The sequence below is a fragment of the Kribbella sp. C-35 genome (assembly GCF_046549195.1).
Classification (GTDB): Bacteria; Actinomycetota; Actinomycetes; order Propionibacteriales; family Kribbellaceae; genus Kribbella.
In genome coordinates this window covers 543,752-564,659 of sequence record NZ_JAJPWG010000005.1, presented here as the reverse complement: position 1 = coordinate 564,659, position 20,908 = coordinate 543,752, and the positions used below count along the sequence as shown (strand labels likewise).

General features: G+C 69.0%; 20 protein-coding genes. 12 read left to right on the top strand and 8 right to left on the bottom strand.

Annotation, left to right across the window (positions count from 1 at the left end; translation table 11 throughout):
* The first annotated feature begins 187 nt into the window (after positions 1-187).
* Both metK and ACLJOO_RS32990 read left to right on the top strand, forming a co-directional pair.
* Positions 188-1,381: a methionine adenosyltransferase gene (gene metK / locus ACLJOO_RS32995; RefSeq protein ID WP_410791556.1), complete on the top strand. Its 1,194-nt coding sequence runs from the start codon at positions 188-190 to the stop codon at positions 1,379-1,381.
* A 62-nt stretch (positions 1,382-1,443) separates the two neighbouring features.
* Entirely contained in the window at positions 1,444-3,477 is a 2,034-nt protein-coding gene (locus ACLJOO_RS32990) for a primosomal protein N' (RefSeq protein WP_410791555.1), read from the top strand.
* Here the strand turns inward: ACLJOO_RS32990 and ACLJOO_RS32985 are convergent.
* Complete coding sequence (locus tag ACLJOO_RS32985; protein WP_410791554.1) at positions 3,474-4,547, bottom strand: phosphotransferase enzyme family protein; 1,074 nt, start codon at positions 4,545-4,547, stop codon at positions 3,474-3,476. The genes ACLJOO_RS32990 and ACLJOO_RS32985 overlap by 4 nt on opposite strands.
* 7 nt (positions 4,548-4,554) lie before the next feature.
* Positions 4,555-5,544, bottom strand: a complete 990-nt coding sequence (locus tag ACLJOO_RS32980; protein WP_410791553.1) for an ArsR/SmtB family transcription factor — start codon at positions 5,542-5,544, stop codon at positions 4,555-4,557.
* A 63-nt stretch (positions 5,545-5,607) separates the two neighbouring features.
* Here ACLJOO_RS32980 and ACLJOO_RS32975 point away from each other — a divergent pair, with 63 nt between their 5' ends.
* Positions 5,608-6,819, top strand: coding sequence for an MDR family MFS transporter (locus tag ACLJOO_RS32975; RefSeq protein ID WP_410791552.1), 1,212 nt, complete (start codon positions 5,608-5,610; stop codon positions 6,817-6,819).
* Here ACLJOO_RS32975 and ACLJOO_RS32970 read toward each other — a convergent pair.
* Complete coding sequence (locus tag ACLJOO_RS32970) at positions 6,752-8,071, bottom strand: MFS transporter (protein ID WP_410791551.1); 1,320 nt, start codon at positions 8,069-8,071, stop codon at positions 6,752-6,754. The genes ACLJOO_RS32975 and ACLJOO_RS32970 overlap by 68 nt on opposite strands.
* A gap of 96 nt (positions 8,072-8,167) precedes the next feature.
* On the opposite strand from ACLJOO_RS32970, the gene ACLJOO_RS32965 reads away from it, so the two are divergent.
* From ACLJOO_RS32965 to ACLJOO_RS32955, 3 genes are read left to right on the top strand one after another with little or no spacing between them, the layout of a single operon-like run.
* Positions 8,168-9,151: an Lrp/AsnC family transcriptional regulator gene (locus tag ACLJOO_RS32965; RefSeq protein WP_410791550.1), complete on the top strand. Its 984-nt coding sequence runs from the start codon at positions 8,168-8,170 to the stop codon at positions 9,149-9,151.
* A complete protein-coding gene (locus ACLJOO_RS32960) occupies positions 9,148-9,768 on the top strand; it encodes an HAD family hydrolase (protein ID WP_410791549.1) in 621 nt (206 codons plus the stop codon). The genes ACLJOO_RS32965 and ACLJOO_RS32960 overlap by 4 nt, the downstream gene beginning before the upstream one ends.
* Before the next feature lie 4 nt (positions 9,769-9,772).
* On the top strand, positions 9,773-10,315 hold the full coding sequence (locus tag ACLJOO_RS32955; protein WP_410791548.1) for a DUF1707 domain-containing protein: 543 nt from the start codon (positions 9,773-9,775) through the stop codon (positions 10,313-10,315).
* 16 nt (positions 10,316-10,331) lie between these two features.
* On the opposite strand, the gene ACLJOO_RS32950 is transcribed toward ACLJOO_RS32955, so the two are convergent.
* The gene (locus tag ACLJOO_RS32950; RefSeq protein ID WP_410791547.1) at positions 10,332-10,892 is read right to left on the bottom strand and encodes a CGNR zinc finger domain-containing protein; all 561 of its coding nucleotides are present in this window, start codon (positions 10,890-10,892) and stop codon (positions 10,332-10,334) included.
* Positions 10,893-10,983: 91 nt separating this feature from the next.
* Here ACLJOO_RS32950 and ACLJOO_RS32945 point away from each other — a divergent pair, with 91 nt between their 5' ends.
* Positions 10,984-12,156, top strand: coding sequence for an epoxide hydrolase family protein (locus tag ACLJOO_RS32945; protein WP_410791546.1), 1,173 nt, complete (start codon positions 10,984-10,986; stop codon positions 12,154-12,156).
* 17 nt (positions 12,157-12,173) lie between these two features.
* Here the strand turns inward: ACLJOO_RS32945 and ACLJOO_RS32940 are convergent, their stop codons facing one another.
* Positions 12,174-12,695, bottom strand: a complete 522-nt coding sequence (locus tag ACLJOO_RS32940) for a cupin domain-containing protein (RefSeq protein ID WP_410791545.1) — start codon at positions 12,693-12,695, stop codon at positions 12,174-12,176.
* 74 nt (positions 12,696-12,769) lie between these two features.
* Here ACLJOO_RS32940 and ACLJOO_RS32935 point away from each other — a divergent pair, with 74 nt between their 5' ends.
* The gene (locus tag ACLJOO_RS32935; RefSeq protein WP_410791544.1) at positions 12,770-13,375 is read left to right on the top strand and encodes a TetR/AcrR family transcriptional regulator; all 606 of its coding nucleotides are present in this window, start codon (positions 12,770-12,772) and stop codon (positions 13,373-13,375) included.
* A gap of 16 nt (positions 13,376-13,391) precedes the next feature.
* On the opposite strand, the gene ACLJOO_RS32930 is transcribed toward ACLJOO_RS32935, so the two are convergent.
* Together ACLJOO_RS32930 and ACLJOO_RS32925 are read right to left on the bottom strand one after the other, a co-directional pair.
* On the bottom strand, positions 13,392-14,531 hold the full coding sequence (locus tag ACLJOO_RS32930) for a hypothetical protein (RefSeq protein WP_410791543.1): 1,140 nt from the start codon (positions 14,529-14,531) through the stop codon (positions 13,392-13,394).
* Positions 14,531-15,688 carry a C39 family peptidase gene (locus tag ACLJOO_RS32925; RefSeq protein ID WP_410791542.1) on the bottom strand — a complete coding sequence of 386 codons (1,158 nt, stop codon included), beginning with the start codon at positions 15,686-15,688 and terminating at the stop codon, positions 14,531-14,533. The genes ACLJOO_RS32930 and ACLJOO_RS32925 overlap by 1 nt, the downstream gene beginning before the upstream one ends.
* A gap of 353 nt (positions 15,689-16,041) precedes the next feature.
* On the opposite strand from ACLJOO_RS32925, the gene def reads away from it, so the two are divergent.
* Genes def through ACLJOO_RS32905 form a run of 4 tightly spaced genes read left to right on the top strand, consistent with a single transcriptional unit; the run spans position 16,042 to position 19,863 of the window.
* On the top strand, positions 16,042-16,590 hold the full coding sequence (gene def, locus ACLJOO_RS32920) for a peptide deformylase (RefSeq protein WP_410791541.1): 549 nt from the start codon (positions 16,042-16,044) through the stop codon (positions 16,588-16,590).
* A complete protein-coding gene (fmt, locus tag ACLJOO_RS32915; protein ID WP_410791540.1) occupies positions 16,587-17,519 on the top strand; it encodes a methionyl-tRNA formyltransferase in 933 nt (310 codons plus the stop codon). Before def ends, fmt begins: the two co-directional genes overlap by 4 nt.
* Positions 17,516-18,889, top strand: a complete 1,374-nt coding sequence (locus ACLJOO_RS32910) for an RsmB/NOP family class I SAM-dependent RNA methyltransferase (RefSeq protein ID WP_410791539.1) — start codon at positions 17,516-17,518, stop codon at positions 18,887-18,889. The genes fmt and ACLJOO_RS32910 overlap by 4 nt, the downstream gene beginning before the upstream one ends.
* Positions 18,886-19,863, top strand: a complete 978-nt coding sequence (locus tag ACLJOO_RS32905) for a DMT family transporter (protein ID WP_410791538.1) — start codon at positions 18,886-18,888, stop codon at positions 19,861-19,863. The genes ACLJOO_RS32910 and ACLJOO_RS32905 overlap by 4 nt, the downstream gene beginning before the upstream one ends.
* Here ACLJOO_RS32905 and ACLJOO_RS32900 read toward each other — a convergent pair.
* A complete protein-coding gene (locus ACLJOO_RS32900) occupies positions 19,860-20,813 on the bottom strand; it encodes a DMT family transporter (protein WP_410791537.1) in 954 nt (317 codons plus the stop codon). The genes ACLJOO_RS32905 and ACLJOO_RS32900 overlap by 4 nt on opposite strands.
* Positions 20,814-20,908: the final 95 nt, after the last annotated feature.

Here is a 20,908-nt window from a genome sequence, read left to right as displayed (position 1 = left end):
CGCGGCCGGTCGTCCAGAATATGATCACGAATCTCGTATCCTGGATGAATTCGGAGCGTCACCGGGACGCGGGTGGAAACTGCTGGCATACTTCCCAAGATGCATCGCCAACCGCCGGTGCATGGGGGGATCGTGCGGCTGTGCCAACGCGCAACCGGGCGGCACAAGAGGAATCCGAGGGAGAACTGTGGCGAGGCGCCTTTTCACGTCCGAGTCCGTGACCGAAGGTCACCCGGACAAGATCGCTGACCAGATCAGCGACTCCATCCTCGATGCGTTGCTGGCCGAGGACCCGAAGAGCCGGGTCGCGGTCGAGACCCTGATCACCACGGGTCTGGTCGTCGTCGCGGGTGAGGTCACAACGACGGCGTACGTCGACATTCCGGGGATCGTGCGGTCGCGCATCCTCGAGATCGGCTACGACTCGTCCCTGAAGGGTTTCGACGGCGCGTCCTGTGGGGTGCAGGTCGCCATCGGGAGCCAGTCTCCGGACATCGCGCAGGGTGTCGACACGGCGTACGAGACGCGCTCGGACGCGTCCAAGGACGAACTGGACCTGCAGGGGGCAGGCGACCAGGGACTGATGTTCGGCTACGCGTCCAACGAGACGCCGGAGCTGATGCCGCTGCCGATCACGATCGCGCACCGGCTGTCCGAGCGGCTCGCCGAGGTCCGCAAGAACGGCACGCTGGCCTACCTGCGGCCGGACGGCAAGACCCAGGTCACGGTCGAGTACGACGATGACAAGGCGGTCCGGATCGACACCGTGGTGGTGTCCAGCCAGCACGCGGCGGACATCAACCTGGACTCGATGCTGACGCCGGACATCAAGAAGCATGTGGTCGACCCGGTGCTCGAGCAGTTCGACATCGACGCGGCCGACTACAAGCTGCTGGTGAACCCGACCGGCCGGTTCGAGATCGGCGGCCCGATGGGCGACGCCGGGCTGACCGGGCGGAAGATCATCATCGACACCTACGGCGGTATGGCGCGGCACGGCGGCGGCGCGTTCTCCGGCAAGGACCCGTCCAAGGTGGACCGGTCGGCGGCGTACGCGATGCGCTGGGTGGCGAAGAACATCGTCGCGGCCGGGCTCGCGGACCGGGTCGAGTGCCAGGTCGCGTACGCGATCGGCAAGGCCGCGCCGGTCGGTTTCTACGTCGACACGTTCGGCACCGAGAAGGTCGCGGTGGAGAAGATCGCCGCCGCGGTCCGTGAGGTCTTCGACCTGCGGCCGGCCGCGATCATCCGCGACCTCGAGCTGCTCCGGCCGATCTACGCCCAGACCGCCCGGAACGGCCACTTCGGCCGCACCGGCGAGGGCTTCACCTGGGAGCGCACGGACCGCGTCGAGGCCCTCAAGGCCGCGGTCAGCAAGTAGTTGTCCACAGCGGGTCGGCAGTGCGCACGCGCACTGTCGGCCCGCTGCTCTAGCATTCCTCAGTGACATCGAACGGAGACTCGCCGGAGCAGCTGACGCTGCTGCGCGACACCGTTCGCAAGTCGCGGACCAAGGAACCCGCCGAGATCACCACGACGTTGCCGGTGGCCCGGATCGCGGTCGATGTCTCGCTCCCGCATCTGGACCGGCCGTTCGACTACCTGGTGCCGGACGACCTGGCCGCGGCCGCGCAGCCCGGGGCGCGGGTGAAGGTGCGGTTCGCCGGCAAGGACCTCGACGGGTTCGTGCTGGAGCGGCTCGACGCGTCGGACCACGACGGCAAGCTGGTCCGGCTCCGCAAGGTCGTTTCGCCCGAGCAGGTGCTGACGCCGGAGATCGCGGATCTCTGCCGGGCGGTCGCCGATCGGTACGCCGGGGTGCTCGCGGACGTCACGCGGCTCGCGGTGCCGCCGCGGCACGCGAAGGTCGAGGGCGAGGCCCTGCGCTGCGATCAGCCGCCGCGCCCGCCGGTGTCGACGTCCCGCTCTGAGTGGTCGCCGTACCCTCCTGGCTTTCTGGACGCGGTTGCCAGAGGAGAGGAGCCGCGCGCGGTCTGGACCGCGGTACCGGGAGCTGATTGGCCGCTCGCGTTCGCGCAGGCCGCGGCAGTGTGTGCGGCATCAGGCCGCGGCGCGCTGTTGCTGGCGCCGGACGCGCGGGACCTGGAGCGGCTCGCTGCTGCGTGTGCCGAGGTGCTGGGGGAGTCCGGGTTCGTCACGTTGTCCGCGGATCTGGGGCCGACGGCTCGCTATCGCGCGTTTCTGTCCGCGTTGCACGGCCGTGCGCGAGTCGTGATCGGGACGCGCGCGGCGGCGTTCGCTCCGGTGGCGGATCTCGGACTGGTGGCGATGTGGGACGACGGCGACGAGTCGTACGCCGAGCCGCGCGCGCCGTACCCGAATGCCCGGGAAGTCCTGCTGCTGCGGGCGTTCCGGCAGAAGTGCGCGGCGTTGCTCGGCGGGTACGCGCGGTCCGCGGAGGCGGCGGCCCTGGTCGAGTCCGGGTTCGCGCACGAGCTGATCGCGGACCGGAAGGTGACGCGGGCGGCGGCGCCGTCGGTGCACATCGCGGGGGAGTCGGACATCGATCTGGCGCGCGATCCGTCGGCGCGGGCGGCGCGGTTGCCGTCCCGGGCGTTCGAGATCGCGCGCGAGGGCCTGCGGACCGGGCCGGTGCTCGTGCAGGTGCCGCGGGCGGGGTACTTGCCGAGTCTGGTGTGCCAGACGTGCCGGGCGCCGTCGCGGTGCTCCACGTGCGGCGGGACGTTGCGTCGTACCGGAGGCTCCGGGCCGGCGAGCTGCAGCGTGTGCGGCCGGCCGGCGGCGGATCATCGGTGCCCGGAATGTGGTGACACCCGGATGCGCGCGGCGATCATCGGCGCCCGGCGTACGGCGGAGGAACTCGGGCGCGCGTTCCCCGGTGTCGTTGTCCGTACGTCGGGCGGGGACAACATGCTCGACGTCGTACCGGACGCGCCGGCGTTGATCGTCAGCACGCCGGGGGCCGAGCCGGTCGCCGAGGGCGGGTACAGCGCGGCGCTGCTCCTGGACACCTGGCTGATGCTCGCCCGACCCGACCTCCGGGCGTCCGAGGAGGCGGTACGCCGGTGGTTCAACGCGGCCGCACTGGTCCGTCCGGCGAGTTCCGGCGGGATGGTGATTCTGGTCGGCGACCCGTCGGCGCTGCCGCTACAGGCGATCGTGCGCTGGAGCCCCGAGGGGTACGCCGCCCGCGAGATCGAGGAACGCCGTACCGCGCGCCTCGCCCCGGCCGCCAAACTCGCCGAACTCACCGGCCCCTCCGAATCCGTCAACGACCTCGTCACCCGCCTCCGCGACCTGATGCCGCCGTCGGCCGGCCTAGAGGTTCTCGGCCCGGTGGACCTGGACGAGGAAACGGTCCGAGCAGTGGTCCGCACGCCCCGCGCGCACGGCACCACGCTCGTCCGCTCCCTCAAAGAATCCCAATCGGCCCGCACCACCAAGAAGAATCCCGGCACAGTCCGCATCCAGGTGGACCCACCGAGCTTCGGCTAGCTCCGGAACGCGGCCCGGGTCGCGGCGGCGGTGGAGGTGAAGTACTCCGGCGGCTCGATGAACGCCCACTCGTTGAACTGCACGCCGTTGGTGAGGTCGCGCCGATAGCCGATGCACACCAGGTAGAGCGGCCTGATGTACATCACCCCTTCGAGCCGGTCGAGTTCCTCGTCGGTCAGCTCGACGTGCCGGCGGTAGGCACTGACGACCGCGTCGACGCGCTCCTCGTTGGTGCGCCGCGAGGGAGACCAGTCCCCGGTTCCCCACAGCAGGTACGCCAGGTCGGCGAGCCGCGGGCCGCGCCCGGACGCCTTCCAGTTGATTGCCACCGGCCCGTTCTTGCTCATGACCGCGTGATCGGGAGCATTCAGGAGGTTGCCGTGGAGCAGTGCCTCGGGCAGACCGTCGCCGTCGTCCGCGGAGCGCACCTGGTCGAGGAGCCGCTCGAATCGCTCGCGGTCGGCCGCCGCGACCTTCGTGTCCACCGCGTCGAGAAACGCCAAGCCCGCCAGGAGGTCCTGCCGCGGCCTGCCCATCCGGTGGGGATCCTCACCGCTCGCCCCGCCCGGACGGCTGACGGACTCGTCGTACGGCAGGGCGTGCAGTCGTCCGAGCAGGTCGCCCATGATGCCGAACCCCTGACCGTCGGGCATCGGGACGGTCTCGACGAACTCCGTGACGAGGACCGCGCTCCCGTCGAAGTCGGACACCGCGTCGTCGACCGCGAGACGTTCCGCGGGGAAGTCGTGCTGCTCGAGAAAACGCAGTACTGCGGCGTCGCCCTCGACGCCGGCCCGCGACCGTGCCGGCGGAAACGCCCGCGCGATCCACGGGACGCCGTCGTTCCTGTCGATGCGGAAGACGTACGTCTTGTGCACACTGAGCTTCGTGGCCGCGACCGCGTCGATACCGTAGCGATCCCGGAGGTGGACGAGCAGCCGATCGCCGTCCGGCTCGTGGTAGATGCGGTCGTTCAGACCCTCGAGATCGGTCAGCGCTTCGGTGTACCGCTGCCCGGTCTCCTGCGCGTGCCGCCGTACGACCTTCTTGAAATTCCCGTCCTTCGTCATGAAAAGATCACGCAGTCGTTGCCAGGGGCGTGGAGGCGGAGAGTAGTTGGCTGCCGAGCGAGGTGCGCTGGTACAGGACGGCGCGGCCGTCGCGGTGGGATGTGACGACTCCCGCGTTGCGGAGGATGCTGAGGTGGACGCTCAGGGTGGGGGCGGTGACGCCAAGCTGGTTGGCCAGGTGGGTGGTGGACATGGGGAGGTCCAGATGGCTGACGATGGCGGCTCTCGTGCGGCCGACCAGGTCCGCGAGGGGTGAGTCCGTGGTGTCCTGACGGTCCTCCCACAAGCGGCCGAGACCGCGCGGCGGGTACGTGATGGTCGGGACGTGCGGCGCGCCGGTGACAGCCAGCCCAGCCGGCCAGGTGAACACGCACGGCACCAGCAGCAGGCCCTGGCCGGTCATCGGTTCGCCGTCGCAGCAGAACGGCCGGTCGATCTCGATGCGGTCGCCGGCGTACTTGATCGACGGATGCAGGTTGCGGAACAGTCGCTCGATCCCGCCGCTCGCCAGCTCGTCCAGCCGGAAGGCGAGATCTTCCTGCAGCAGCGACCGCATCCGCCGCCAGTCGGGTTCGATCGCGCGTCGCCAGTACGTCTCGAGCGCCTTGGTGATCAGGTCCAGCGCCTTCGCCGGATGCGCGATCAGCTCGGGCAGCACCGGATCCGGGTTCTCGGCGTACAGCTTCGCGAGCTCACCGGCGACCAGGTCGTGCGGGGTCGCGGCGATCGCGGCGAGACCCGATTCGAGGCTCGTCGAACGCCGCGGCGGCGCCGGGGTGATGAAGTCCGGGATATAGCCGTACGACGGAATGAGGGCCCTGAGCAACGTCAGGTCGTCGCCCTCGATCGTCGGCCGGACCTTCTGCAGCCACGGTCCGTGCACGCTGCGCGCGGTGTTGTTGCTCAGCGCCCGCACACTCGTCACGGCCTCCCACACCGGCGACAGCGCGAACCGGATCCGCCCGATGTCCCCGGCGTTCAGCCTGATCGTGATCACCGAGCCAGATTAGACCTGAGCCTAATCGTCGACAAGGCCGCAGTGACCCCGGACAGTTGACCTATGAGCGCAATCGCCGTCGGCAACCCCACGCCCACCGCACTGCCGCGGGCCTTCTGGGCGTTGTGGGTGTGCCAGCTGGTCAACCGGCTCGGCAGCTTCGTACAACCGTTCCTCGTTCTCTACCTGACCCACGACCGGCACCTCTCCGCGGGTACGGCGGGAGCGGTCGCGGCCGCTGTCGGCGCCGGAAGCGTCTGTGCGCAACTGGTCGGCGGCTGGCTGTCCGACCGGGCCGGACGCCGGGTGACGATGCTGATCTGCTTCTTCGGCACCGGCGCCGCGCTGATCCTGCTCGGTTCGGCCCGTTCGATGGTGCTGATCTGGGTGACCGCCTTCCTCGTCGGCCTGCTGGGCGATCTGTTCCGTCCGGCGGTCCAAGCGACGGTCGCGGATCTGCTGCAGCCGACCGAGCGGGTCCGCGCGTACGGCCTGCTGTTCTGGGCGATCAACCTCGGCTTCTCCGTCTCGACGGTCAGCGCCGGCGTGCTGGCGTCGTTCGGGTACGGCCTGCTGTTCTGGGTGAACGCCGCCACGTCGGTGATCGCCGGTCTGGTCATCTGGACGATGGTGCCGGAGAGCCGTCCGGCGCCCGAAGACAACTCGGTCGGCCGGGCGCTGCTGCCGGTGGTCGCGCGCGACACGGTGTTCCTGCTGATGGTCCTGATCCAGATCGGCTACGCGACCATCTACATGCAGGGCTATTCGACTCTGCCGCTGGCGATGGCCGGGGACGGTCTGTCCTCCCGGACGTACGGGCTCGTGATCGCGCTCAACGGTGTGGTGATCGTGCTCGCCCAGCCGTTCCTCGGCCGGTGGATAGCGAGGCTCGACCGGCCGAAACTGCTCGCCTCCTCGATGCTGGTGGTCGGGCTCGGGTTCGGTGTGGGAGCGGTCGTGCACACCTGGTGGGGATACGGGGTGTCGGTCGTGGTGTGGACGCTCGGGGAGATCGGGTTCGCCGCGGTCATCGGCGCGGTGTTCGCCGACCTCGCGCCGGTCGACCTGCGCGGTCGCTACATGGGCCTGTCCGGTATGGCGTTCGGCGTCGGCACGGTGATCGGGCCGCTGGCCGGAACCAACGCCCTCGAGCGCCTCGGTCCGACCGCGACCTGGCTCGGCTGCGCCGTGCTCGGTGTCGCGATCTTCATCGGCCAGTACGCACTGGCTCCCGCGTTGCACGCCCGCGCCGAGTCGAACGCGGCGAACGCATGAGGTGAGCGGTCGCGACCGTCACCACGATGGCCCCGACCGCTACCCACGCCGCGCGATCGATCGTCGCCGGGTGCCGCAGGAAGATCGTGCCGAACACCGCGACCCCGAGCGTTCCGCCGAACTGCTGCACCGCGTTCAGCAGCCCGGCCGCGGACCCGGTTTCGTGCGGTCCTACCCGGTGCAACGCCTCGGTGAAGAACGCGGTCGTGAACAATCCGACGCCGACGCCGCCCACTGCGAGTGCGGGCAGGAGTGCGTACGGCGCGGTCGCGAGGCCGAGGAGCAGTACGCCGAGTCCGACGTACATCAAGCGGGATCCGAGTCGCGTGACCAACCATTGGCCGGCGACCAGGGAGGCGATGCCGGTGGCCGCGGACCAGGGGAGCAACGCGAGGCTCGCGCGCATCACGCTGTGGTGCAGCGTCAGTTGCTGATGCAGTACGACGACCAGCGTCAGGCCGCTCATCACCGCGAAGAACAACGCCGACGTGACGAGCGCCGGCGCGAAACCTCGGTGCGCGAACAGGCTCACCTCGATCAGGCGCCCGTCCTTCCGCAGCAGGCAGAGGCCGAGCAGCACGACTCCGGCCGCCAGGAGGAACCAGTCGCGGGATTGCAGGATCGGGTAGACGACGAGCGCCGTACCGCCGGTGAGCAACAGCGTTCCGAGGACGTCGATCCGTGGCGGTTGGGGCGATGCGGACTCGGGGAGGAGGTGCGACAGGGCGAGGACGCCGATGCCGAGTGGGACGTTCACCAGGAAGACGACTCGCCAGGAGCTGGCGTCGGTGATGAACCCGCCGAGCAGCGGACCCGAGATGCCGGCCAGGCCCATCACCGGGCCGATCGTGCCGAGCGCCTTCGAGAGAGCGCTCCCCGTGAAGCTCGACCTGATCAGGCCGATGGTCTGTGGGATCACCAGGGCGGCTGAAGCCCCTTGGACCGTGCGGAATCCGATCAGCTCGCCCGGCGCCGTCGCGAATGCGCAGGCGGCCGAGGTCAGGACGAAGACCGTCACGCCGACGCGGAACATCCGCCGCCGGCCGAAGCGGTCGCCGAGTCGGCCGCCGGTGATCAGCAGGGCCGCGAAGGGCAGCGTGTACGCCGCGCTGAACCACTGGATGTCCGCGGTGCGGCCGCCTAGGTCCGTGTGGATCACTGGCGCTGCGACCTGGACGATCGTCGCGTCCAGCAGGTTCATGGCCTCGGCGACCAGGAGGGCGATCAGGCCGATCCATCGTTTGTTCGTCATAGCGCCACCATCCGCGCGGGCCGGATGATCTTCCACTCAGCAGACACAATCTGGTGGAATCTTCCATCTGAGTGCTGTTCGAGCGATGATCGTCACATGGTGGATGCGATCGACCGGGCGCTGGTGCACGCGTTGCAGCTCGACGGCAGGGCGCCGTACAGCCGGATCGGGGAGGTGCTCGGCGTCTCCACGCAGACGGTCGCGCGGCGGTTCAACCGGTTGCGGGCCGAGGCCGGGCTGCGGGTGATCGGCCTGCCGGATCCGCAGGTCGCTGGGCGATCGCAGTGGCTGCTCCGCCTGACGGCTGCCCCGCATGCGGCGCAGGATCTTGCGGGAGCGCTGTCCCGGCGTTCCGACACGAGCTGGATCAAGCTGGCGTCCGGCGGCACCGAGATCGTGGCGATCGTGCACACCACCCAGACCGACGGAAACCCCCTTCTCCTGCACGACATCCCGCGCACCGCGGGCATCACGTCTGTGTCGGCGCACTATCTGCTGCATCTGTACGTCGGTGGTCCAACGGCCTGGCGCGGCCGCGCAAAAAGCCTCACCGCAGCCCAGGAGAGCGCACTCCGCAGCTTCCCGCCGACCAGGGCGTCGACGGGGTCGGTGCGGGGGTTGAATGCTGGTGACGGGAAGTTGCTGGCTGGGCTTGCTGCGGACGGGCGGGCTACGCATGCGGATCTTGCCGTACGGACAGGGTGGTCGGCGGCGACTGTTGCGCGGCGGATGGAGGAGCTGCAGCAGAGTGGTGCGATCTACTTCGATGTCGACATCGATCCGGTCGCGCTCGGCTTCACGACGAGCGCCATGTTGTGGCTGTCCGTGCCGCCCGCACACCTCGACGCCGTCGGTCGCGCGCTGGCCGAGCACGACGAACTGGGGTTCGTCGCCGCGACAACCGGCCGGTCCAACCTCGTCGCCCAGGCGGTCTGCGCGAGCCCGAACGCCCTGCACACCTACCTGACCGAACGCGTCGGCGCGATCGAGCACATCACCGCGATCGAGACCGTCCCGGTCCTGCGAACGGTGAAAGCCGCAGCACCGTTCTCGGCGGGTCTCGTAGGGTTGCCGGTATGAACGCGCGGACGATCGACGTAGTGGTGTTCGACATCGGTGGGGTCCTCCTGGACTGGAGCCCGACGTACCTGTACGCCGAGCTGATCCCGGACGAGGAGCAGCGAACGCACTTCCTGACCAACGTGGCCACGCCGGCCTGGAATCACCAGCAGGACGAGGGGCGCCCGTGGGCGGAGGCGGTCGCCGAGCTGACCAGCCTGCACCCGGAGCACGCCGAGTGGATCCAGGCGTACGACACCGGTTGGCTGAAGATGGTCAAGGGCGTGTTCGAGGACACCGCGGCAGTACTCGCGGAGCTCCAGGACGGCGGCGTACCGACGTACGCGTTGACGAACTTCTCCGGCGAGAAGTGGGAGGTCGCCAAGGAGGCGTTCCCGATCCTCACCCGTTTCGACGGGGAGGTCGTGTCCGGGGTCGAGCAGACGGTGAAGCCGGACGAGAAGATCTACCGCATCCTCATCGAGCGCTTCGGTCTGGACCCGGCGCGCACGTTCTACACCGACGACATGGCGTACAACATCGACGGTGCGCGCGCGGTCGGGCTCGACGCCGAGGTCTTCACCGGCGCCGCGGACCTGCGTACCCAGCTGCGTGAGCGCGGCCTGCCACTACAGTGATCCGGTGACTTCTGTGCCAGAGGATCGCTCGCCCGCGATCGGGGACGTGGACCGCAACGCTGCGGTGGAGCGCGTGCAGGCGGCGTACACCGGCGGGTACCTCTCCCACGACGAGTTGGAGCAGCAGCTGCACCAGGTCTTGGCCGCCAGGACCCGCCAGGATCTCGAGGTCGCAGTCGCAGCGCTCCCGGCCGAGCAGCCGGGCCGCTCGGCGACGATCGGCGCATCCGCCGGCCGGATCGTACGGCGGGGTGTCTGGCGGGTGCCGCGGCATCTCAAGGTCGAGTCCATGCACGGGCGGGTGCGGCTCGATCTGTCGCAGGCGCAGTTCGAGCACGGGGACGTCGACATCGACCTGAACGTGATGCACGGCGGCGTCAAGATCACGCTGCCGCGCGACGCGGTCGTCGACTTCGACGCGGTCCACACCGAGTGGAAGGACACCCGCTACAAGCCGCCGAGGGACTCCACCGGCGACGGTCCCAGGGTCCGGATCACCGGCGTGATGGGCTTCGGCCGCCTCAAGATCCGGCACGCCCGCCGCTAGAGCGCTGGCTGTTGCGTTAGTTGGCGCGCTGGTTGGCGAGGAAGCGCGCCTTCTTCTGGCGGTTCCCGCACGTGTTCATGTCGCACCATCTGCGGGTGCGACTCTGACTGGTGTCGAAGAACGCGGCTCGGCAGGTCGACGACGCGCACAAGGCCAATCGTCCGTCTCGTTCGCCCGCGATGATGCTGATCGCGTCGGCCGCGATCACGCCGAGCGCATCTTCCACCCAGGAATCCGAGCCAAGTTGCCATCGCCGCGTGCCCTCGGGCGTCAGGACCGCCGCAGCCCGACCCTGAGCGCTGCAGTCATTGATGACCTGGACGGCAGACGCGGGGAGAGCGTCCTGAATCGCAGCCGCTGTCGCGGCGGCGTGAATCGACTCCCTCAGTTCCCGAGCGAGGTCGAGTTGGGTAGTGGTGCAGGACGGCACGGCGAGGCCGCTCACTGTCAGCCAGTCGACTAGTCGCTGCGGCGTCGGAATGCGCTCCACAGGGTTGCCATGACGCTCCGACAGAGTCCCCGTGAAGCTGGTCGCCAGCACGGTGCCGAGGCGAAAGTCGGGGAACCCATCACGCATGGAACCACCTTAGCCGGTTGCGCGCCGACGAGGGGCATGACATGGTGGAACCGTCTTAGGCGGTTCCACGGACGATGGCCAGGGAGGTCTCATGCCCCTGCAAACCAGCGACGTACAAGCATTCGAAGCCCACGCAACTGACGCCGAGCTCGACGAGCTGCGCGCGCGATTGGCCGCGGCGCGACTACCGGAGGCCGAGACGGTCTACGGCGTCGCGCCCGGCCGTGGCCGATGGGGACAGGGCGTTCCGCTCGCTGACCTCGTCGAGGTCGTGAACTACTGGCGCACCGGGTACGACTGGCGGTCGTTCGAAGCGCGACTTGACCGGATCGGCCAGTTCCGTACGACCATTGACGATCTGGGAATCCACTTCCTGCACCGCCGATCCGCGCGGGCAGATGCCACTCCGCTGATCCTGACGCACGGCTGGCCAGGCAGCATTGCCGAATTCGTCGATGTGGTGGACGAGCTGGCAGATCCGAAAGCCGCAGACGCGCCGGCGTTCCACGTCGTGGTTCCGTCGCTACCGGGCTTTGGTTACAGCGACAAGCCGGCCACGACCGGGTGGGGAACCGAAAAGATCGCGGCCGCCTGGGTGGAATTGATGGGAAGGCTCGGCTACCGCAAGTTCCTGGCGCACGGCGGCGACTGGGGAGGCAATATCACCACGGTTCTCGGCGGCAGGTTCCCCGAGCACGTTCTCGGCATCCACACAACGTTCGCGGAGGCGCCGCCCGGAATGACAACGGACGGGCTGACGGCCGCCGAGCGCAAGTGGACCGAGGAAACCCACCATTTCTGGCGCCACCGTGCGGCATACGCGAAGCAGCAGGCGACCCGGCCGCAGACCATCGGCTACTCGCTCGTCGACTCACCGGTCGGGCTGCTGGCCTGGATCCTCGACAAGTTCGCCGAATGGTCGGATACCGACGACAGCCCGTTCGAGACGATTTCCAGAGACCGCATCCTTGACGACGTCACCCTGTACTGGCTGACGCGGACCGGCGCATCCGCGGCCCGTATCTACTACGAAAGCCACAACTCGCTCGACCCCGAACTCCGGGTCGACGTCCCGTCGGCGATCACCATCTATCCCCGCGACATCGAGAAGTATCCGCGCGCCTGGTCTCAGGAACGGTACCGGCAGATCGTCCGCTGGAGGTCACCCGAAAGCGGTGGACATTTCCCGTCGCTGGAGGTTCCCGAGCATTTCGTCAAGGACCTGCAAGAAGGCCTCGCGGCAGTGCTGGCCGCCAGTCGGTGAAGTACCACGGCCGTAGATCAAGACGTCGGCATGGAGAGCTGGTAGCGCTCGATGACGTCCGCGAACCATTCGGGCTGCGCGATGGGGACCTCGTAGCGGTTCGCGAGCTCGACGATCTTCGACATTTCTGCTTCGCCGCGCTCGGTCAGGTCGACGACCGTCCGGAAGAGCTCTTCGAGTCCGGCCGGCGAGATGATCTCGATCATGCGCGCCGGCGTCGGCCCGGCGTTCCACATCGCGTGGACCTCGCCGCGCGGCTTCACGATGTATCCGCCCGGACCGAGCACGATCTCCTTGTCCTCGGACCGGAAGCCGATCTCGCCCTCGAGCACGATGGAGATCTCATCCTCGCGGTGGTGGACATGGGGCGGGACGAGTCCGCCGACCTCGAAGGGGTGTTCGACGACGGCGAGGGCTCCACCGGAGTCGGCACCGTCGATCTTGAAGATCACCCCGACGCCGGGCATCACTTCGCCGCGCCGGCCTTCACCGGGCTGGACAACCTTGACGGTCGTGGCCGCTGCAGTCCCTGCGCTCATGCCGCACCTCCATTTGGCTGACACCTGTGTACAATGAAGCAGCAGAACAGCGCCGTGTCAAGATTGGCTAACATATGTGTTCAGCGAACATTGAGTCGCCACGTCCGTACCGGAAGACGAAGCGTGCGCTGACCGAAGCCGAGACCCGGCAACGAATCGTTGAAGCGGCGGTCGAGCTCCACCAAACGCTCGGACCCGCGAAGACGACCATCAAGGCCATCGCCGAGCGTGCGGGCGTGCAGCGTGCCACGGTGTACAACCACTTTCCCGATCTCCAGGCCCTCTTCGAGGCGTGCAACGCTCACTACTACGAGCGGCATCCCATGCCCGACCCAGCGTCGTGGGTCGGCATCGCCGCACCCGACGAGCGCTTTCGCGTCGCGGTGCGCGAACTGTATCGGTGGTACGAGGAAACGGAGGCGATGCTCTCGGCAGGCATCCGCGATATCGATGCTGTCCCGCCGGCGGCGCGCGAGGCGTTCTTCGGATACTTTCGCCACGCCGCTCGTTCACTGATGACGGGACGCCGCGCACGAGGTCGGGTGCGCGTACGCACGGCGGCAGCCGTCGGCCACGCGATCTCGTTCGCGACCTGGCACTCGCTGGTTCGGGAGGGATCGCTCACGAGCGAAGAAGCTGCCGATCTCATGGAGGCGATGGTCGGCGCGGCAGCGGGATGACCTCCTGGCTACCAAGCTAGAGCGCGGCTGAGATGGTTTCGGTGTACGTCGGGGTGCTCGCGAGGTACGCCGCTTCGACGTAGACCGTGTTGTCCTGGCAGGTCATCGGAGTGAGTGCGACGCCGGGTTTGGCGGCGTACAACCGTTGTGGGGTGGAGAGACCGGAGCGCCAGCGGTTGATCTGGTAGGTCTCCTCGCCGCCCGAACCGACAGTCCTCGTCTCCCACAGGATCCAGTTGCCGCAGGCAAGGATGGTGTCGGTGACGACGGTGCCGAGCGGGCGGGTGGGGGAGTCGCCCGACTCACGCACGTACGCCTTGCTCTGGTACTGGTCCGGGTCCGAGGCGCCGACCTCCGACCAGACCGTCGCGCCGCGCAGCGTCGCGCCGCTCCATTGGACGCAGTTGGTTGCTGCGGGCACCGGTTGTGCGGCGCCTCCGGACAGCGGAGCGGTGAGGATCCGCTTGCAGCGGCGGGCGGTCTCCGGCGCGATGATCTCGCTGAACGTCACCGTGTCCGCGGACACCACGGGATCGGCCACGTAGCCGGGGGCCGCGACGCAGGTGACGGTGCGGGACTTGAGCGTCGCGAGGTCGGCGACGATCAGGCAGGAGCGGTTCTTCGCGTCGGTGGAGCTGTAGGCGAAGGTGCCGTCGTACGCGCCGATCTCCGGCTCGGAGACGGGCGGCAGTGCGGTCGGAGGGGTCGCCTTGCCCGTCGTGAGGTCGTAGCGGAGTACCTTGATCTGCGGGTCGGGGCCGTCGGAGCGGATGTCCTCGATCAGCGCCCAGCGGTCGTCGATGACGACGGGGGACTGGGCGATGAAGCCGCTCGCGGGCACGTGCCGTACGACGACCTTCTTGCTGGCGCGGTCCGCGATGGTCGTCGTACCGGCTTCGTCGCTGCCGCGCGTCACGACGTACTTGCGCTGCTGGGTGACGAGGTGCTGCCCGTCGACCGGTTGGCGCAGCACGTTCGCCCACGCGGGCAGCGCTGTACCGGTGTCCGTCGGCCGGCCTGGCGTCGTGGGGGTTGGCGTCGGGGTACTGGTCGGTGATGGCGTGCTGCTCGGTGACGGGCTGCTCTGCGGTGGGTTGGAGGAGCAGCCCGCCACGGTCAGGAGCAGAAGGGTGCCAATGGCAACGGTGCGACGCATCAAAGCCCGATGTTCTGGAAGGAGTTGGCCAGAGTGGCGTTGAACAGGGCGCTTGCGGGGATGTTCTTCGGGCCGTCGGTGACGTTGCCGCGGCTGTTGAAGCGGCGCTCGTTGAACACCTCGAAGATCGCGATCGTGCCCTTCGCCTTGTCGTAGCCGCGGCCGACCTGGTAGTGACCGCTGTGGTTGAAGGCGAGGTACGGGAAGTACCGCTTCAGCAGCTGCACGTGCTCGATCACCGGGGCCTTGTACACGCCGAGGTGCTTCTGGTGCACGGTGAAGAACGTCTGTGCGTTCCAGTTCGAGACGTTCTGCACGATGTAGGTGCCGGCGGACTTGGGCCAGGTGGTCTTCAGGTTCGTCTGCTTGACCATCGCGGAGATCGCCGTACCGGACGAGGTCGAACCGAGGTCCTTCGCCCAGGACGCCTGGGTGTCCTTCTGGTTGTCATCCGCCCAGTCGATGGACTGGAACGTCGCGGGACCGCACCAGTACCCCTTCTCCTGCGAGGTCTGGAACCCCTTCATGATGTACGCCGAAGCAGGCGCCACCACCGGAGCTGCCGGCGTCGAAGGCACCGGAGTCGACGTCCCAACCGTAGGAACAGTCCGCGTCGGCACCAGAGTCGGAGTGGACGTCGGAGTGGACGTCGGAGTGGACGTCGGGGTCGCAGTAGGAGTCGACGTCGGGGAAGGAGTCTCCTCGGTCGACGGCGTTGTCGCGCTTTCCGGTGCCTGTGGGTTGGGGGGTGGCGTCTCGGCCTCGGCCAGCTCGCGGAGTTCGCGGGCCTTCTGGCGGCCGTTCCAGGCGGCTTGCATCTCGTCGAGTTCCGCGGTGACGCGCTGGCTCTTCGGCAGCGCGGCGCGCTCGGCGACGAACGCGGCCGGCGTCAGATCACCGGTCGGGATGTCCTGCGCGGTGGTGTCCGGCTTGGTGCTGTCCTGCGCGGTGCCGGTCTCGTCCGCGGTGCGGAGGTTCGGGTTGGCCATCAGGGTGTGCCGCTGGGCGCCGGTCGGCACCTGGCTGACGAAGCCGAGGCCGAGGCAGTAGTTCTCGGTGTCGAGTTTGAAGCACCGGAGCATCGAGGCAGCCTGCGCCGACGTGTCCGCCGACCTGAGCTGCACATCACCCGGCGAGGTCTCCGTGACCTGCTGCACCACCTCACTCCACGACCGCGCAACGGGCTCCCCTGGCCCAGCAGAGGTCGGTGCGCTGGGTGGCGGCGCGGTAGGTAGCGGCGCGGCCGGACCTGCGGGGTCGCGTGGTTGGTAGGCCTGGGCGGTGAGGGGTGCCTGGGCGAGCAGTGCACCCAGGAGGATCAGAGTGGCCCCCCGTGCTGCTGTGAGCATTGGGTCTCCCGAGCGGCGTGTGACGGCAGTGACTGAGGGTACGCCTGGGACCACAGTACGTGCTTGTGGCAACAAACGGGAGAGGCCTCCCGTCGGGAATCCATCAGACGGGCCCCGTAGACTTGCTCGGTCCCGGTCCGTGGAACCCGTGTGGAGAGTCTGTGTCGGTCCAACCCATCCGCCTGTTCGGCGACCCTGTGCTGATCACCAAGGCCGAGCCGGTCGTCGACTTCGACGCCGAGCTGCGCCGCCTGGTCGCGGACCTCACCGACACCATGCAGGACGCGCCCGGATCGGGCCTGGCCGCGCCGCAGATCGGCGTCGGCCTGCGGGTGTTCACGTACCACGTCGAGGGCGAGCTCGGGCACCTGATCAACCCGGAGCTGACGCTGTCGCTCGAGGAGCAGTTCGGCCCCGAGGGCTGCCTGTCGATCCCCGGCCTGACCTTCGACTGCCGCCGCGCCGAGTCGGTGATCGCGAAGGGCTTCAACATGTACGGCGACCCGGTGGTGATCGAGGGTTCGGACCTGCTCGCCCGCTGCATCCAGCACGAGACCGACCACCTGGACGGCGTCCTGTTCGTCGACCGGCTCGACCGGGATACCCGCAAGCAGGCGATGAAGGCGATCCGCGAAGCCGAGTGGTCCGGCCTGGCCGGCCCACCGCAGATCAAGGTCTCACCCCACCCGACGAATGGTTTTGGCCTGTGAGAGTCGTCTTCGCCGGTACGCCGGAACCAGCTGTCACCGCCCTCGAGGCGATCGTTGCCAGTCGCCACGAACTCGTCGGCGTCGTCACTCGCCCCGACGCGCCCGCCGGCCGGGGCCGCAAGCTCGTGGCGTCGCCGGTCGCCCAGTACGCCGAGGAGCTCGGCGGGATCGAGATCCTGAAGCCGGTCAAGCCGAGCGACCCCGAGTTCCTGGCCCGGCTGCGGGAGATCGCGCCGGACTGCTGCCCGGTCGTCGCGTACGGCGGGCTGCTGCCGCAGGCGGCGCTCGACATCCCGCAGCACGGCTGGATCAACCTGCACTTCTCGGTGCTGCCCGCGTGGCGCGGGGCGGCGCCGGTGCAGCACTCGATCATCGCGGGCGACGACGTGGCCGGGGCGAGCACGTTCCGGATCGTGAAGGCGCTCGACGCCGGCCCGGTGTACGGCGTACTCACCGAACCGATCGGTCCCGAGGACACGTCTGGCGACCTGCTGCACCGGCTTGCGGTGTCCGGGTCGAAGCTGCTCGTCGACACGCTCGACGGGATCGAGGCGGGCGTGCTGGAGGCCCGTGAGCAACCGGCCGACGGGATCACGTTGGCGCCGAAGCTCACGGTCGAGGACGCCGAGCTGGATCTGACCGCGCCGGCGCAGCGGGTCGATCGGCTCGTGCGCGGGTGCAACCCGGCGCCCGGGGCGTGGACGACGTTCCGCGGCGAGCGGTTGAAGGTCCTCGCCGTACGGCTGACCGACGACGAGCTGAAGCCCGGTGAGCTGCAGGCGACCAAGTCGAGTGTTCGCGTCGGCACGGGAAGCAAGGCGGTCGAGCTGGTGACGGTGCAGCCGCAGGGCAAGAAGCCGATGGCCGCGGCCGATTGGGCGCGCGGTATCCGCCTGACCGACGAGGACCGGCTGGGACCGTCCGCGTGAGCGACCGGAGTCCACGCAACAGGGCGCCGCAGCGGCGTTCGGATCCGGTGCGGCGGGTCGCGTACCAGGTCGTCCGGCAGGTCACCGCAGAGGGCGGCTACGCGAACCTCGCGCTCAACAAGGCCCTCCGTGACGCGCGACTCGGCGGCCGTGATGCCGCGTTCTGCACCGAGCTGGTGCACGGCACGTTGCGCTGGCAGGGGACGTACGACGCCTTCCTGGCGCGGTGCGTGACGCGCCCACTCGCGGACCTCGACCCTGAACTCCTGGACGTGCTGCGCCTCGGCGCCCACCAGCTGCTCAACATGCGGGTCGACTCGTACGCCGCGGTGGACGAGATGGTCACGCTCACCCGCTCGGAGCTGGGGCAGAAGCGCACCGGCCTGGTCAACGCCGTACTCCGGAAGATCAGCCAACGCTCCCTCGACCAGTGGATCACGACGACCGCGCCGCGGCCGGACGAGGATCTCCTCGGCTACCTGGCGATCGCCGAAGCGCACCCGCGCTGGGTGATCGAGGCGTTCGCGCGGGCTGTGCCGGCGGATGGGCTTGAGGAGTTGTTGGTTGCCGACAACGAGCCGCCGCGGGTGACGTTGGTGGCTCGGCCTGGGTTGTCGGACGTGGATGAGCTGGTGGATGCCGGTGCGGTCCCGGCGCGGTGGTCGCCGTACGGTGCGGTGCTCGACGGGGGTGGGGATCCGGGGCGGATCGCAGCGGTCGCGACCGGGCGGGCCGGCGTACAGGACGAAGGGTCGCAGCTGGTTGCGATCGCGCTGGCGTCGGCGAAGGTCGACGGCGACGACGCGAACTGGCTCGACCTGTGTGCGGGGCCCGGCGGCAAGTCGGCGTTGCTGGCTGCCCTCGTGCCGGACGGTCAGCTGACCGCCGTGGAGCCGCTCAAGCACCGCGCGGAGTTGGTCCGCCAGAATCTGCGGGCGATCCCGGGTAAGCACAAGGTGCTCGTCGGCGACGGGACGAAGCCAACCTGGCCGGAGGGCTCGTTCGACCGGGTGCTGGCCGACGTACCGTGCAGTGGCCTGGGTGCGCTGCGCCGCCGTCCGGAAGCCCGCTGGCGCCGTACGCCGGAAGACGTCGAGGAGCTCCGCCCGCTCCAGGAGGCGTTGCTCGACTCGGCGATCACGTCGGTCCGGCCGGGCGGCGTCGTCGCCTACGTCACCTGCTCGCCGCATCCCGACGAGACCCGCGCGGTGGTCGACGCCGTCCTGGGGCGCCGCGACGACGCGGTCCTCGAGGACGCACGGCCGCTGTTCCCCGGCGTACCGGATCTGGGCGACGGGCCGGATGTCCAGCTCTGGCCGCACCTGCACGGCACCGACGCGATGTACCTGGCGCTGATCCGCCGGTCATGATGCGGACCTCCTCGACTCGGCGGCACCACGTCGTCGGTCTCACCTCGGCCTTCGGGATCGGGATGCTGGTAGCGGTCCAGTCACGCCTGAACGGCGAGCTCGGCGGCATCCTCGGCGACGGGATCCCGGCGGCGCTGATCTCGTTCGGCACCGGTCTGCTGATCCTGCTGGTCGCGACGGCGGTGGTGCCTCCGGTGCGGCGCGGACTGGTCAAGGTCTGGCGCACCATCCGCCGGCCGATGCGCGGGTACGGCGGTTTGCGCTGGTGGCAGTGCCTCGGCGGACTCGCGGGCGCTTTCCTCGTCGCGACGCAGTCGATCACCGTCTCCGTGATCGGTGTCGCGGTGTTCCTGGTGGCGGGTGTGGCCGGTCAGGCGATCAGCAGCCTGGTCGTCGACCGCCTCGGGTTCGGCCCGGCCGGCCCGCAGCCGCTCACCGCCGTACGGATCGTCGGGGCATTGATCGCCCTGGTCGCGGTTGGCCTGGCCGTGTCGGAGCAGCTGAGTCACCCCGACGGACTGATGCTGGCGCTCCTGCCCGCGCTCGGCGGCGTCGGCACCGCGGTGCAGCAGGCGATCAACGGGCGGGTGGCGCGCGCCGCCTCCCCAGATGCGTACGGCGCGGTCGCGGCCGGAGTGGTGAATTTCCTGGTCGGATTCGTTGCCCTGCTGATCGTGTTCGCCGTCGATCTCGCGCTCCGCGGTGCGCCGCGGCACCTGCCGAGCGAGCCCTGGCTGTACCTCGGCGGCGCGTGCGGCGTCATCTTCATCAGCGCCGCGGCCGCCGTGGTCCGAGTGGTCGGCGTCTTCGTGCTCGGCCTCGGAACGATCGCGGGCCAACTGATCGCGAGCCTGTTCGTCGACATCTTCCTGCCGGTCGCCGACAAGCCGATCACCACACCAGTTGTCGCAGGCACCCTGCTCGCCTTGGTTGCCGTGGTGGTCGCAGCGGTACCGAACCTCCGCCACGCCTAGGTGGCGGGTGCCTCCACAGGAACCTTGCGGCGGACGTTTCCGAGGACGCCTTGGGAGACGGCGACGCCGAGCAGGACGATGAGGCCGCCGACGGGCTGGTACCAGGTGATGTGTTCGTGCAGGACGAGTACGCCGACGATGATCGAGAAGATCGGCATCAGGTACGTGACCATCGAGGAGCGGCTGGCGCCGATCAGCCGGATGTTGCGCATGTTGAGCACGAACGCGAGTCCGCTGCCGAGCGCGCCGAGGGCGAGGACGCTCAGTACGGTCTTGGCCGACAGTGACCACGGCGCCGGGGGAGCCTGCCCGGTGACCAGGGGAGCGACGACGGCCAACTGGACCGTTGCGCACAGCAACAAGCTGGTCGACAGCGCGGTGCCGGACAGTGTCGTCCCGGCCAGGAACCGTTTCTGGTAAGGGATCGCGAGCCCGTAGAAGACCGCGGCCAGCATGCACAGTCCTTGGCCGAGGAGGTCCGCCCCGGCATTCACCCGCCAGGCGCCGAGAACGACGAGCATGCCCACGAACCCGATCAGCAGCCCGAATCCGCGCTGCGCCGAGAACCTTTCGGTCCGGAAGATCAGGACCGCGATCGGCAGCACGACCAGCGGGGTGATCCCGTTCCAGATGCCCGCGAGCAGCGACGGGATCCGCTCCTCGCCGTACCCGAACAGCGTCCACGGGATCGCCGAACCGATCGCCCCGACCACGAACGAGTGCGCCCACAGCCGCCGGTCCCGCGGCAGCGGCTCGCGCTTCAGGGCGAGGATCGCGAGCAGTACGACGGACCCCGCGACCACCCGTCCGAGCGCGAGATAGAGCGGCGGCAACTCGCGGACGCCGACCGAGATGAACAGAAAGCTGCAGCCCCAGATGGCCGCCAGCGCCACCATGACGGGAAGCCACGCCCGCACCGGCGCCTTGTCAGTAGTCGTTACCGTGCTCACTCCTGACATCCTGCACTACTCCGCGGACAGTTCGCGCATTTATATCCGCATTCGGGCAGGCGGTAGCGCCGCTTGTCAGCAGCGAGAGAGGATGA